Here is a 12,903-nt window from a genome sequence, read left to right on the forward strand (position 1 = left end):
GCTATCGGCGGCGCGGGTCGATGCCTGCGTAGTCGCGCCAGACGTAGGGCGGGATGTTGTCGGTGACCTGCTGGAGCAGTTCTAGGCGGTTGAGGATCTCGGTGGGGGTCTGCGGGCCGGCGTCCCAGCCGATCAGGGAGTTTCCTTCGGCAACCAGGCCGCCGATCTCCATCAGTCGAGGCCGAGCTCCTCGAGACCGAACACCGTGCGGTACTCCAGGCCTTCGGACTCCACCTTCTCCTTGGCCCCGGTCGACCGGTCCACGATCACCGCGACCGCGACGACCTCGGCGCCGGCCTCGCGCAACGCCTCGACCGCAGTCAGCACCGATCCACCGGTCGTCGAGGTGTCCTCGACCGCGAGCACCCGGCGGCCCTTGACGTCGGGCCCCTCGATCCGGCGCTGCAACCCGTGCGTCTTCTCTGCCTTGCGGACGACGAACGCGTCCAGCTTGCGTCCCTGCTGAGCCGCCGCGTGCAGCATCGACATCGCGACCGGGTCGGCACCCAGCGTGAGCCCACCGACCGCGTCGTACTCTAGATCCGCCGTCAGCTCCAGCATCGCCGGCCCGATCAGCGGAGCCGCCTCGGCATCCAGCGTGATCCGGCGCAGATCAACGTAGTAGTCAGCCTCCTTGCCCGAGGCCAGCGTCACCCGCCCATGCACGATCGCCTTGGTCTTGACCTGCTCCAGCAGCGCATCCCGATCGAAGCTCATGAGCGCCGAGCATACGGCTTAGCCCTTCTTGGTGACCTTGGCGAGGTGGGCGAAGGCGACCGAGCGGTCCGGGGAATGGAAGAGGTCCTGGCAGGTGGTGAGGGTGAGGATCGAGGCGGTCGGTACGTCGGCCGGCTTGCCAGGCACCGGGTCGAGGACCCAGGTGTCGCTCGGTTTCACCGTCAGGTCCTTGGGCGAGCCGTCCAGCTCGTAGGTGTAGATGCTGTCCGCGGTCTCGACGATCACCTGGTCGCCCTTGGTCAGCTCGAGCAGCTTGCGGAACGGCGAGCCGTGCGTCACCCGGTGGCCGGCGATCGCGAAGTTGCCCGGCTCGCCCGGCAGCTGGGTGTCCGGGTAGTGCCCGATCCCCTTCGCCAGGTCGTCCTTGGCGACACCCTCGACGACCGGCTTCTCCCAGTCCTGGCCGAACTTGGGGATCCGGAGCAGCACTACCGCCGTACCGGGTGTTTTCGCCGCTTTGTCAGGAACTTTGGCGGCCCAGCGATCGCGGAGGTCCTGCTCACCCTGGTCCATCTTGTGGTTCGAGGCGATGCCCGTTCCGAAGTACTGCCAGCCGACCCAGCCGAGCACACCCAGCCCGGCCACCAACAGGGCGATGCCCACACCTCGTACTACGCCCCGTGCCATGCGGCCCAGTATCTCCTGCCCGCCCCGCGCCTCGTTCGTGCAGGTGAACTGCACAGGCTGTGTACGACGTGTCGATGGACGGGGGTGGTTGCTCAGGACCACGATGTGGGAGGCAATCGTCTGAGGAGGTACGTCGGTGAAGGCGCTGGTCAAGGCCAGGAGCGAGCCGGGACTGTGGTTGCAGGAGGTCCCGGAGCCGCAGATCGAGGCGGACGAGGTGCTCATCAAGGTGCTTCGGACCGGCCTCTGCGGCACCGATCTGCACATCCAGAGCTGGGACCCGTGGGCGCAGAAGAACGTGCCGGTGCCGATGGTCACCGGGCACGAGTTCTGCGGCGAGGTGGTCGAGATCGGCGCCGGCGTACGGGATGTCGCGGTCGGTGACCTGGTCAGCGGCGAGGGCCACCTGGTCTGCGGTCGCTGCCGGAACTGCCGGGCGGGCCGTCGTCACCTGTGCATCAAGACGCGCGGGCTCGGCGTACATGTGCCTGGAGCTTTTGCGGAGTACGTCGCGCTGCCTTCGCTCAATGTGTGGGTGCATCGGGATCCGGTCGATCTGGATGTGGCCGCGATCTTCGATCCGTTCGGCAACGCTGTGCACACCGCGCTGTCGTTCCCGGTCGTCGGCGAGGATGTGCTGGTCACCGGCGCCGGTCCGATCGGGATCATGGCTGCCGCGGTCGCCCTGCACGCGGGGGCGCGGAACGTGGTGATCACCGACCTGTCCGACTTCCGGCTGGAGCTGGCCCGCAAGATCGGCGTGACGCTGGCGGTCAACGTCGGCGAGCAGACCATCGCCGAGGCGCAGCAGTCGCTGGGGATGCGCGAGGGTTTCGACGTCGGGATGGAGATGTCCGGGCAGCCGGCCGCGCTGCGCGACATGCTGGCGAACATGAACCACGGCGGCAAGATCGCGATGCTCGGGCTGCCCGCCGACGAGATCGCGATCGACTGGGGCACCGTCGTCCTCAACATGCTGACCATCAAGGGCATCTACGGCCGGGAGATGTTCGAGACCTGGTACTCGATGTCGGTGATGCTGGAACGCGGGCTCGACCTCGCGCCGGTGATCACGCACCGGTTCGGGTACGCCGACTTCGAGGCCGCCTTCGACGTGGCCCGGCAGGGGCAGTGCGGCAAAGTGATCCTGGACTGGACCAACGCTAGCTTCGAGGGGACTGTTTGATGTTCGGCAAGATGCGCGAGCACCTGGTGGGTACGATCGGCGAGATCCGGGACGCCGGGTTGTACAAGTCAGAGCGGGTGATCGGCTCGCCGCAGAACTCCTCGATCTCGGTTGCCTCAGGCAACGTGTTGAACTTCTGTGCGAACAACTACCTGGGACTGGCGGATCATCCCGAGGTGATCGCAGCGGCGCGGGATGCCCTTGATCGCTGGGGTTTCGGGATGGCGTCGGTGCGGTTCATCTGCGGCACGCAGCAGATTCACAAGGACCTGGAAGATGCCTTGAGCAACTTCCTGGGCGCCGAGGACACCATCCTCTACAGCTCCTGCTTCGACGCGAACGGCGGGCTCTTCGAGACGCTGCTCGGGGCCGAGGACGCGGTCATCTCCGACGAGCTGAACCACGCCAGCATCATCGACGGCATCCGGCTCTCGAAGGCCAAGCGTTACCGCTACAAGAACCGGGACATGGCGGATCTCGAGGCTCAGCTGAAGGATGCTGCCGACGCGCGCTACCGGTTGATCGCCACCGACGGCGTGTTCTCGATGGACGGCTATCTGGCGCCGCTGGACGAGATCTGCGACCTGGCCGACCGGTACGACGCGTTGGTGATGGTCGACGACTCGCACGCCGTCGGCTTCGTCGGCCCGGACGGCGCCGGCACCCCATCTCTCTTCGGCGTCAAGGACCGCGTAGACATCATCACCGGCACCCTCGGCAAGGCCCTCGGCGGCGCCTCCGGCGGCTACGTCTCCGCCCGCCGCGAGATCGTCGAACTCCTCCGCCAACGCTCCCGCCCCTACCTCTTCTCCAACTCCCTCGCCCCCTCGGTGACGGCAGCTTCTCTGAAGGCCCTGGAACTGATCGGCACCTCGTCCGACCTCCGCGACAAGCTCGCCGCGAACACTCAGTTGTTCCGCACCAAGATGACCGAAGCCGGCTTCGACATCCTCCCCGGCACCCACCCCATCTCCCCCGTCATGATCGGCGACGCCGCCGAAGCCGGCCGCCTGGCCGACAAACTCCTCGAACTGGGCGTCTACGTCATCGGCTTCTCCTACCCGGTCGTCCCCCACGGCAAAGCCAGAATCCGCACCCAACTCTCCGCCGCCCACTCCACCGAAGACGTAGAACACGCAGTAGCCGCCTTCAGAGAAGCCCGCACCGCCCTCAGCTAACCGGTGCCGTCTACGGTACCGAAAGTGGTACCGTAGATGGCATGGCTGTGAACCTGAGACTCACCCCCGAGATGGCTTCGGCGCTGCAGGCTGAGGCCGAGCGCACCGGCCAGTCGCAGCAGGAGATCCTCCGGGAGGCGGTCACCCGGCACCTTCATCTGGTGGACGACGAGGCGCCGGTCAGCGATCGTGATCGCGCGCGCTCGGCACAGGTCGTCCGCCCGGCCAGAGTGGCCTACCGCAAGGTGAAACCGCGCCTGCGCCTGCCGGAAGGCACCGACAGCCTTGACCTCCTCGACCGCGACGACCGCTTCTGATGCGCGTCTATCTGGACAGCAGCGCGCTGATCAAGCGCGTGATCAACGAGCAGGAGTCCGACGCGCTGGTGGAGTTCGTCGATGCCCACTACGATCAGGCAGACCTTCTCGCGTCATCCTCGCTGGCGTGGGTGGAGGTTTCGCGCGCCGTGCTCGCGCGGACCAAGTCGCCCAAGGCAGGGCAGTTGATCGACGATGCGATGTCCGGCGTCGACGAGCGATCGATGTCGGCCGAGGTGGTGAGCGTTGCCCGCCGGATCGAACCACTCGTACTGCGTAGCCTCGATGCGATCCATCTCGCGACAGCCGTACTGATCGACGCTGATGTGGTCGTCACCTATGACGATCGGCTGGCTGATGCGTGCCGCCGGAACGCCCTTGCGGTCGCAGCGCCTGGGCGCGACTGAACGAACGCGGCTGACTCTGTCGGTGCGAGTCGCCATGATGTGTTCATGACGACCCTGTCGGATCGGGCGGTTAATCGGGCGACGTTGGCTCGGCAGATGTTGTTGGGGCGGGAAAAGGTGGGGGTGGTTGAGGCTGTTGGGCGGTTGGTGGGGATGCAGGGGCAGGAGGCCAAGCATCCGTATGTGGGGTTGTGGTCGCGGGTGGAGGGGTTTGCGGGTGAGGAGCTGAACAAGGCGGTTGCTGACCGGGAGGTGGTGCGGGCCACTTTGTTCAGGGGGACGCTGCATCTGGTGACTGCGGAGGATTATCTGCGGTTCCGGACGACGATCGGGCCGATTCTCGAGTCCGGGTTGCGGATGCTGAAGGACCGGGCCGAAGGGCTGGATGTCGGCAAGGTGGTGGCGGCTGCGGAGAAGCTGCTGGCGAAGGAGCCGTTGACGTTCACCGAGGTGCGGGATGCGCTGCAGGAGCAGTTCCCGGCAGTGAACGAGCGGGCACTCGGGTTCACGACCAGGATGATGGTCCCGTTGGTGATGTTCCCGACGGAGACCCGCTGGGGCTGGCCGGCCAACGCGCGGTTCACCCCGGCAGAGGCTTGGCTTGGCAAGAAGGTGCGGCCTACCGCACTACCGGAGGAGCTGGTACGCCGGTATCTCGCCGCCTTCGGACCAGCGACACCGGCCGACTTCCAGACCTGGTCAGGCCTGCCCGGAGCGAAGGCGCTCTTCGACAAACTGGAGCTCGATCAACTGAAAGACGAGACCGGCAAGACCCTGTACGACGTACCGGAGGGGCCGCGGCCGGATCCGGACACCCCCGCGGCCGTCAGGTTCCTGCCGGAGTTCGACAATCTCCTCCTCGCTCATGCCAAACGCGAGCGGATCATCGCCGACGAACACCGCCCGGCCGTCTTCACCAAGAATCTGCGGGTGAAGTCGACCTACACCGTCGACGGTCTCGTCGCCGGCCTCTGGTCGACCGAAGTGAAGCGCGGTGTGGCCACTCTCACGCTCACCCCGTTCGGGCGCACGCTGAAGAAAACAGCAGCCGAACTTGAGCGCGAAGGCACCGCGTTGCTGCGGTTCCTGGAGCCAGATGCGAAGACCTACGAACTGGTTACGGCCAGTTGATGAGGTTGTTGTCACACGTCAGATGACTGGGCTTGAAGCGCCCGTACCAGTGGAATGGTCAGATGAGCACAGTCCCCACCATCACTCTGGACAACGGCGTCGAGATCCCGCAGCTGGGCCTGGGGGTCTGGCAGATCGCCGACGAGATCGTCGACGGCGTCGTCGAGTCGGCCCTCGCGGTCGGCTACCGGCACATCGACACGGCCGCGATCTACGGTAACGAAGCAGGCGTCGGCCGCGCGATCGCCGCCGCCGGCCTGCCCCGCGACGAGCTGTTCGTCACCACCAAGCTGTGGAACAGCGACCAGGGTTACGACTCCACCCTGAAGGCGTTCGACGCGAGCACCGAGCGCCTCGGCCTGGACCACGTCGACCTGTACCTGATCCACTGGCAGGCGCTGAAGAAGGACAAGTACGTCGACACCTGGAAGGCGTTCGAGCAGCTGTACGCCGACAAGCGGGTGCGCGCGATCGGCGTCTCGAACTTCCACATCCCTGCCCTGCAACGGCTCTTCGACGAAACCGACGTGCGCCCGCTGGTCAACCAGATCGAGCTGCACCCGGCCCTGCCGCAGGACGAGCTGCGCGCGTTCAACGCGGAGAACGACATCGTCACGCAGGCCTGGAGCCCGCTGGCCTCCGGCGCCCTGGTCGACAACGCGATCCTCGCGGAGCTCGGCGCGAAGTACGGCAAGACGCCGGCCCAGGTGGTCATCCGCTGGCACCTGCAGCTCGGCAACGTGGTGATCCCGAAGTCGAAGACGCCGAGCCGGATCGCGGAGAACATCGACGTGTTCGACTTCAAGCTGGACAACGAGGACATGGCGGCGATTGCCGACCTCGAGACCGGAGTCCGGGTCGGCGGCGACCCCGACACCATCGACTGATTTCAGCCCAGCTGGAGGAACCGCTCCAGTACCGGCGAGGAGTTGTCCGGCGACCAGGCCACGGACAGTGACCAGGTCGGCAGGTCGTCGGACAACTTGCAGTAGACGACGGACGCCGGGTCGATCGGTGGTGTCGGCGCGATCAGCAACGACACCCCGAGCCCGGCGGCGACCAGCGACACGATCGTCTGGACGTCGACGCCCTCCTGCACGATCCGAGGTACGAACCCGGCGTCGCGGCAGTAGCCGACGATCCGGCCGTACACCGACGGCCCGCTCGCCTCGCTGTAGAGCACGAAGTCGTCCTCGGCCAGTTCGGCCAGGCTGATCCGCCGCCGTTTCGCCAGCCGATGCTTCGCCGGCAGCGCCACCACGAGCGGATCCTCCGTCACGAGCCGCGAGTTCAGCCCGGGCTCGGCCGTCGGCAGCCGCAACAGCCCGACGTCGATCCGTCCGTCCCGCAGCGCCTCGATCTGGTGCAGCGTCGTCATCGCCTCCAGATCCAGCACCACCTCCGGATAGGCCTCGCGGAACGCGCCGAGGAGCCGCGGCAACGCCTCGAACGTCGCGGACTGAACGAACCGCAATCGCAGCGTTCCCAGCTCCCCGCGCTGCGTGCGCTGGGCATTGAGTACTGCGTCGTCGGCCCGCCGCAGCAACTCCCGCGCGTCCGCGAGGAAGACCGAGCCCGCCGCGGTCAGCACGAACCGGCGCTTGACCCGGGCGAACAGTTCGACGCCGAGATCGTGTTCGAGCGCCGCGATCTGCCGGCTCAGCGAGGGCTGGGTGAGATGCAGCCGGGCCGCGGCGCGGCCGACGTTCATCTCCTCGGCGACCACCACGAATGATCGCAACTGGCGAAGCTCCACATCATGCACTGTACGCATCAACTCTGCGAAGAACTTTCATTGGACGTATCAATTCGCCACTTCTAGCGTTGAAGACGTCGAAAGGAAGTGCCGAAAATGGATCCCTTCACCCTCTCCATCGCCAGGAAGGTCGCACGGGAGTCCCGCTCGGGGATGGCCGATGCGCCGATCGTCGCGGACCGGTCCCGCCGCCCGCGCTGGTTCCGCCGGGACCTGTGCCAAGCTGAGCCCCGTGATCGAAGTCCGAAGATTGCGAGTGCTCCGGGCACTTGCTGATCACGGCACCGTGACGGCGGCCGCCGAGGTGCTGCACCTGACCCCGTCGGCCGTCTCCCAGCAACTGGCGGCGCTGGAGTCCGAGGTCGGCCAGGAGCTCCTCGAGCGCCGCGGCCGCCGGGTCGCGATCACCTCCGCAGGCCGGCTGCTGCTCAGCCACGCCGACACCATCCTCACCGACGTCGAACGCGCCGAAGAGGCAATGCGCCTGTACGCCGAGGGCGCCACCGGCGAGGTCAGAGTGGCCGCCTTCGCCACCGCGATCAGCCTCCTGGTCGCCCCGTCGCTCGCCCAGCTCCGCGAGACCACGCCCGGCCTGCGCCTCGTCGTACGGGACACCGAAGGACATCAAGGCATCACCCAGCTCCTCGACGGCGAGGTCGAACTAGCCGTTGCCGTGGAGCATCGCGGGTCACCCGATGCGCGCCGGCTGACCCGAATCCCTTTGTACGCCGAGCCTTTCGTCGCTCTGCTCCCCGCTGATCATCCGGCGGCTGCCGAGGACACAGTCGATCTCGCCACCCTGGCCGGCGACGACTGGATCATGACCTCGATCGGCAACCCGATCCGCGACGTCGTCCTACTCGCGTGCGAGCAAGCCGGTTTCGCGCCCCGGATCGCCCACCATTCCGACGACTTCAGCGCAGTCGCGGCCCTGGTCGGCGCCGGCGCCGGCGTCTCGCTGGTCCCCCAACTCGCCTTGCCGCATCCAGGCACCGCCGTACTCCGGCCGCTCACCCCGCCGACGCCGACCCGCCGGGTCTACGCCGCGACCCGGACCGGCCGCGCCGACCATCCGTTGATCAAGGCAACCATCGCTGCCTTGTCCGCCACCGCCGCCGGGCTCCCACTCAGCAATCCTATGTGACCCAGCTCACAGAACGCATCCGGTCGGCGCGGTGGTCAGTGGGTTGTGAGCGTTCAGACGAGTGTCGTGATCCCCGCGTACAACGAAGAAGCGCGGTTGCCCGCGACGTTGCGCGCAGTGGTGGCGCGACTGCGGCAGGAACAGCGGAGCTGGGAGGTGTTGGTCGTCGACGACGGCTCGTCCGACCGGACCGCCTGGACGGTGGCGGCGCTCGGCGACAGTCGCGTCCGGCTGATCCGCTGGCCGGTCAACCGCGGCAAGGGGCACGCAGTGCGAGTCGGCATACTGGCGTCCCGGGGCGCTCGGGTACTGATGTGCGATGCGGACAATGCGACCCCGATCGAGGAGTTGCCCAAACTGCACGACGCTCTTGACCGTGGGGCGAGCGTCGCGATCGGTTCGCGAGCGCTGCCGGAATCGCGGCTGGAGGTCCGGCAGCATCCGGTGCGCGAGTTGTGCGGACGGATCGGGAACCGCTTGATCCAGTTGGTCGCCGTACCGGGCATCCAGGACACGCAATGCGGCTTCAAGCTGTACGACGGTCCGCAGGCGCGGCTCGTCTTCCAGTTGGCCCGGCTCGACGGCTGGTGTTCGGACGCCGAGGTGCTCCATCTGTTCCGCCGGCTCGGGCTGCGAGTCGCCGAGGTGCCGGTGCGCTGGTCCGATCAGCCCGGGTCGAAGCTGCATCCGTTCGGGTATCTGGCCGGGCTCGCCGAGCTGTCGCGGATCCGTCACTTCCACCGCCGGCTGCAACCGGCCGAGCTCCTCCTCCACCTCCGCACCGAACTGACGGTCACCGGATGAACGTCGAAACTCTGGTACGCCTTCGGGTCAGGACGCTCGATGTGGTGGTGGGGGCCGGGTTCTTACTGGCCGCAGTGGTCTTGCTCTGGCGGCTCTGGGTGGATCCGAACGGCCGCTACCTGGTCGACGGCGGACAGGACCAGGAGCAATGGCAATGGTTCTTCGCCGTCACCGCGCATCAGGTGCTCGGCGGCCACAATCCCTTGTTCAGCACGCTTCTGAACCATCCGCTCGGGGTGAACCTGATGGCGAACACAGCGATGTTCGGCCTCGGTGCCCCGCTGATCCCGGTCACGGTTCTGCTCGGGGCCGGATTCACCTGGGCGATCGTCCTGACCCTTGGCCTGGCCGGCTCGGCCTTCGCCTGGTACTGGCTGTTCTCGCGGCAGCTCGTGGCCTCCCGAACGGCCGCCGCGGCAGGTGCGGCGTTCTGCGGCTTCGCGCCGGCGATCATCTCGCACGCAAACGCGCATCCCAACTTCGTCGTGCTGGCCGTGATCCCCCTGCTCCTACTGCGCCGGCCGCCGGGCCGTCGTACGGCGGTAACGCTCGGCCTGCTGCTGGCCTACCAGGTCTTCCTGGGCGAGGAGATCATGCTTCTCGCCGCGACCGGACTCGCGATCTTCGGGGTGCTCCACGGTCCTCGCGACGGCTTGGCCTTCTGCCGTCGCTATCTCCCGACGCTCGCCCTGGCAGCTGCGATCGCGCTGGCCGTCACCGCGATCCCGCTGGCCTGGCAGTTCGTCGGTCCGCAGAGCTATCACCATCTCGTCCATGGTCCGGCGGCCAACGACCCTGCGGCCTTCACCGCCTTTTCCAGCAGGTCGTTGGCCGGTGATCCTGCGCAAGCCGGACAGCTGTCGATGAATCCCACCGAGGAGAACGCCTTCTTCGGTTGGCCCCTCCTGATCGTTGCCCTAGGCATCACCATCGCGCTCCGGCGGCGCCGGCCGGTCAGGATCCTTGCCGGCCTCACGATCATCGCCGCCTGGTTGTCGGCAGGAGTGCCCAGCCCTTGGCTGCTCATCCGGCACCTGCCGCTGTACGACTCGGTGATCGAGTCACGACTCGCGCTGATCTGCGTCCCGGCGATCGGCGCACTCCTTGCCCTAGGCATCGATCGGCTGAGAGGCGACGATGCCGGGCCCGTCCGCCGCCTCGGGTACGCCGTGCTCGCGGCTGCTCTCCTCCCGATCGTCCCCACCCCGCTGATCGCGCAAGACCGCCCGGAGACCCCGGCGTTCTTCGCTCACGGTCTTTGGCGCCAGTACGTCGCGGCCGGGCGATCCGTAGTACCGGCTCCTCCGCCTGATCCCGGCAATGCGGTCGCGATGGGGTGGCAGGTCGCTGCCGGATTTGGTTTTGCCTTGCCGGAGGGGTATTTCGTCGGCCCGCGTGGCCCTTCAGACAGTGGCGGATACGGCGCGGACCCGCGGCCGACAGCGACCGCACTGCGACAGGTTGCGGCCGGCGGCGAATGCGCCCTGAGCGAGCAGCAGCTCCACGCGGACCTGGACTACTGGAAGGCCGGTGCGGTGGTGCTCGACACCGGCCAGGACGGCCTGAGGACCTGCCTGGACAGCCTGCTCGGACCCGCGCAGCTCGTCGGCGGCGTCTGGGTATGGCCTGTGGGAGACCGATGATGGACAGGGAGGTGGACTCATGCGGGCACAGGACGAGCGACAGTACGTCGAGTACGTGACAGCGCGACTGCCGGAACTGCGCCGGCTCGCCGGGTCGCTCTGCAAGGACGCACACCGGGCCGACGACGTCGTACAGAACGCGATCACCAAGCTCTACGTGCACTGGCATCGCGCGCGGAACGCCGACAACATCGACGCTTACGTCCGGACGATCGTCGTTCGCACCTTCCTGAACGACCAACGGCTGCGCTGGTCGAGAGTCCGGCTGACCGACGACTTCACCGAGTTGCCGGCCCACGAGCCACGCGAGGTCGAGACCCGCCTGGTAGTCGCGGAGGCACTCCGTCGGCTGTCGCCGAAGTTGCGCGCGGTACTGGTACTGCGCTTCCTGTACGACCTGCCGGTATCGGAGGTCGCCGCCACCCTCGGCTGTTCGGAGGGCACCGTGAAGAGTCAGACCTCGCGTGGCTTGTCCGTACTGCGGCAGTCGCTCGGCGACCGGCTAGACCTCAGTACCCCAGCAGGGAAGGAAGTAGCGTCATGAACTCCGAAGACCAGGACTACGCCGGCCTGCTGAAGGCACTGCGCGAGACACCCGATCCGGTCGGCACAGAAGGCATCAGCGTCGACCGCGCCGTCCAGGACGGCCGCCGGACCGTACGCCGGCGCCGCGTCGTCGGTGGGCTGGCAGTCGTCGCGCTGATCGCCGCCGCATGCACATCTCCCCTGCTGCTGAATGCGGTCCGAGATCGTGACGACGGAGCGCCCGTCGCGCCGGCGCCCGGGACAGTGCAACCGTTCAGCATCTGGTCTCAGGCCTTCGAAGCAGGATCCGCGGGTGGCTTCACACCCTCGGCGTACAGGACCGGCCGATACTGGCAGCAGATCACGATGCTCCCCGCATCAGCGGCGGTGGGCGACTCCTGGGCCGCGGCAACCATGCTGGCGCCCGGCTTCGAACCGGGCGTCGAATCCGGCTGGGCGGCGAAGACCCCGATCGAGGACATCGCCGGGCAACCGGCCTTCCTGCTCGGCCAGGCCAAGTACAGCATCGTGATCGCCTGGCAGTACGCCGCCAACAGCTGGGGAATGATCACGATGACCGGTCCGGGCACGCAACTGGACAGGGCACGGCATATCGCGGAGAGCGTGCACCGCGGCATCGGCCGGCCGGTGACCGTGCCCTTCACGGTGAGCCGGGCGGCTATCGGCTCCGAACTGGAGGTCACGAGCGTCTCGACGCCGTTCGGCACCGATCCAGCTGCCGCCGGGCCGCCGCAGTACATGCTGAATCTCGACGTCGGCAACGGGCCGGAAGCTCCGGGCCTACTGCCACCTGCTCGGCAGCAGTCCCAGCTCACTGTCGGCATCTCCAAGGTGCCGGCTGCCTTCAAACCTACGACGACTGTGGGCGGGCGACCGGCAGAGGTCAACGTGGACGACAACTATGCGCGGTTCGAGCTGCCGCAGGGATACATCGCTGTCGCCGAACAGTCGCCGGTGTCGTCGTACACCACTAACTTCACCGCGATCGCAGCCTCGGTGAAGTTGACCGCGGCCACCGGGAATCCGCTCCGCTAGACCTTGGTCCCGTCGTACGCGGCGCGGGCGGCCTGGACATCGGGGACCTTGTGCTCGACCCAGCGGGCCAGTCCTGCCACCAGGTTGGCGGCCTCTTCGCCGAGCGGGGTGAGCGAGTAGTCGACGCGCGGCGGGATGACCGGCTGGGCGTCGCGGAGTACGAAACCGTCGCGCTCGAGCGCCTGCAGGGTCTGCGCGAGCATCTTCTCGCTCACCCCGTCGACGTGCCGGCGGAGCTCGCTGAACCGGTACGACCGCTCCAGCAGGGCGGCGAGTACGAGGACACCCCAGCGGCTGGTGACGTGTTCGAGGATCACCCGCGACGGGCAGCCGGCGCGGTTCACATCGGGCATGAGTGTCTGGGTCATCGCCTGAGGCCTCCTTACTTGAC

At 67.4% G+C, this 12,903-nt stretch carries 16 protein-coding genes; 11 read left to right on the forward strand and 5 right to left on the reverse strand.

Features of this window, described 5'->3' with window-relative positions; all coding sequences use genetic code 11:
* Position 1: 1 nt before the first annotated feature.
* From ABZ004_RS12460 to ABZ004_RS12470, 3 genes are read right to left on the reverse strand one after another with little or no spacing between them, the layout of a single operon-like run.
* Positions 2 to 172 carry a hypothetical protein gene (locus ABZ004_RS12460; protein ID WP_355679910.1) on the reverse strand — a complete coding sequence of 57 codons (171 nt, stop codon included), beginning with the start codon at positions 170 to 172 and terminating at the stop codon, positions 2 to 4.
* On the reverse strand, positions 172 to 717 hold the full coding sequence (gene pyrE / locus ABZ004_RS12465; protein WP_355679911.1) for an orotate phosphoribosyltransferase: 546 nt from the start codon (positions 715 to 717) through the stop codon (positions 172 to 174). The genes ABZ004_RS12460 and pyrE overlap by 1 nt, the downstream gene beginning before the upstream one ends.
* 18 nt (positions 718 to 735) lie before the next feature.
* Positions 736 to 1,365: a class E sortase gene (locus ABZ004_RS12470; protein WP_355679912.1), complete on the reverse strand. Its 630-nt coding sequence runs from the start codon at positions 1,363 to 1,365 to the stop codon at positions 736 to 738.
* Between the two features lie 136 nt (positions 1,366 to 1,501).
* On the opposite strand from ABZ004_RS12470, the gene tdh reads away from it, so the two are divergent.
* The 6 genes from tdh (at position 1,502) to ABZ004_RS12500 (ending at position 6,471) form a co-directional block, all read left to right on the forward strand.
* Entirely contained in the window at positions 1,502 to 2,551 is a 1,050-nt protein-coding gene (tdh, locus tag ABZ004_RS12475) for an L-threonine 3-dehydrogenase (protein ID WP_355679913.1), read from the forward strand.
* On the forward strand, positions 2,551 to 3,729 hold the full coding sequence (locus tag ABZ004_RS12480; protein ID WP_355679914.1) for a glycine C-acetyltransferase: 1,179 nt from the start codon (positions 2,551 to 2,553) through the stop codon (positions 3,727 to 3,729). The genes tdh and ABZ004_RS12480 overlap by 1 nt, the downstream gene beginning before the upstream one ends.
* 41 nt (positions 3,730 to 3,770) lie before the next feature.
* Positions 3,771 to 4,046, forward strand: coding sequence for a ribbon-helix-helix protein, CopG family (locus tag ABZ004_RS12485; RefSeq protein WP_355679915.1), 276 nt, complete (start codon positions 3,771 to 3,773; stop codon positions 4,044 to 4,046).
* Complete coding sequence (locus ABZ004_RS12490; protein WP_355679916.1) at positions 4,046 to 4,453, forward strand: type II toxin-antitoxin system VapC family toxin; 408 nt, start codon at positions 4,046 to 4,048, stop codon at positions 4,451 to 4,453. Before ABZ004_RS12485 ends, ABZ004_RS12490 begins: the two co-directional genes overlap by 1 nt.
* 45 nt (positions 4,454 to 4,498) lie before the next feature.
* The gene (locus tag ABZ004_RS12495; RefSeq protein WP_355679917.1) at positions 4,499 to 5,584 is read left to right on the forward strand and encodes a winged helix DNA-binding domain-containing protein; all 1,086 of its coding nucleotides are present in this window, start codon (positions 4,499 to 4,501) and stop codon (positions 5,582 to 5,584) included.
* Positions 5,585 to 5,646: 62 nt separating this feature from the next.
* The gene (locus ABZ004_RS12500) at positions 5,647 to 6,471 is read left to right on the forward strand and encodes an aldo/keto reductase (RefSeq protein ID WP_355679918.1); all 825 of its coding nucleotides are present in this window, start codon (positions 5,647 to 5,649) and stop codon (positions 6,469 to 6,471) included.
* 2 nt (positions 6,472 to 6,473) lie between these two features.
* On the opposite strand, the gene ABZ004_RS12505 is transcribed toward ABZ004_RS12500, so the two are convergent.
* On the reverse strand, positions 6,474 to 7,340 hold the full coding sequence (locus ABZ004_RS12505) for a LysR family transcriptional regulator (protein WP_355679919.1): 867 nt from the start codon (positions 7,338 to 7,340) through the stop codon (positions 6,474 to 6,476).
* Between the two features lie 232 nt (positions 7,341 to 7,572).
* On the opposite strand from ABZ004_RS12505, the gene ABZ004_RS12510 reads away from it, so the two are divergent.
* The 5 genes from ABZ004_RS12510 to ABZ004_RS12530 are packed head-to-tail and all read left to right on the forward strand — an operon-like array spanning position 7,573 to position 12,512.
* Positions 7,573 to 8,484 (forward strand): LysR family transcriptional regulator, encoded by a 912-nt coding sequence (locus tag ABZ004_RS12510; RefSeq protein WP_355679920.1) that lies wholly within the window; start codon positions 7,573 to 7,575, stop codon positions 8,482 to 8,484.
* Positions 8,485 to 8,529: 45 nt separating this feature from the next.
* The gene (locus tag ABZ004_RS12515; protein WP_355679921.1) at positions 8,530 to 9,288 is read left to right on the forward strand and encodes a dolichyl-phosphate beta-glucosyltransferase; all 759 of its coding nucleotides are present in this window, start codon (positions 8,530 to 8,532) and stop codon (positions 9,286 to 9,288) included.
* The gene (locus ABZ004_RS12520; protein ID WP_355679922.1) at positions 9,285 to 10,931 is read left to right on the forward strand and encodes a glycosyl transferase; all 1,647 of its coding nucleotides are present in this window, start codon (positions 9,285 to 9,287) and stop codon (positions 10,929 to 10,931) included. Before ABZ004_RS12515 ends, ABZ004_RS12520 begins: the two co-directional genes overlap by 4 nt.
* 19 nt (positions 10,932 to 10,950) lie before the next feature.
* A complete protein-coding gene (locus ABZ004_RS12525; protein WP_355679923.1) occupies positions 10,951 to 11,475 on the forward strand; it encodes a SigE family RNA polymerase sigma factor in 525 nt (174 codons plus the stop codon).
* Positions 11,472 to 12,512, forward strand: coding sequence for a hypothetical protein (locus tag ABZ004_RS12530; protein WP_355679924.1), 1,041 nt, complete (start codon positions 11,472 to 11,474; stop codon positions 12,510 to 12,512). Before ABZ004_RS12525 ends, ABZ004_RS12530 begins: the two co-directional genes overlap by 4 nt.
* Here ABZ004_RS12530 and ABZ004_RS12535 read toward each other — a convergent pair.
* Positions 12,509 to 12,880 carry a helix-turn-helix domain-containing protein gene (locus ABZ004_RS12535; RefSeq protein WP_355679925.1) on the reverse strand — a complete coding sequence of 124 codons (372 nt, stop codon included), beginning with the start codon at positions 12,878 to 12,880 and terminating at the stop codon, positions 12,509 to 12,511. The genes ABZ004_RS12530 and ABZ004_RS12535 overlap by 4 nt on opposite strands.
* Positions 12,881 to 12,903: the final 23 nt, after the last annotated feature.

The sequence above is a fragment of the Kribbella sp. NPDC006257 genome (assembly GCF_040613535.1).
Lineage (GTDB): Bacteria > Actinomycetota > Actinomycetes > Propionibacteriales > Kribbellaceae > Kribbella.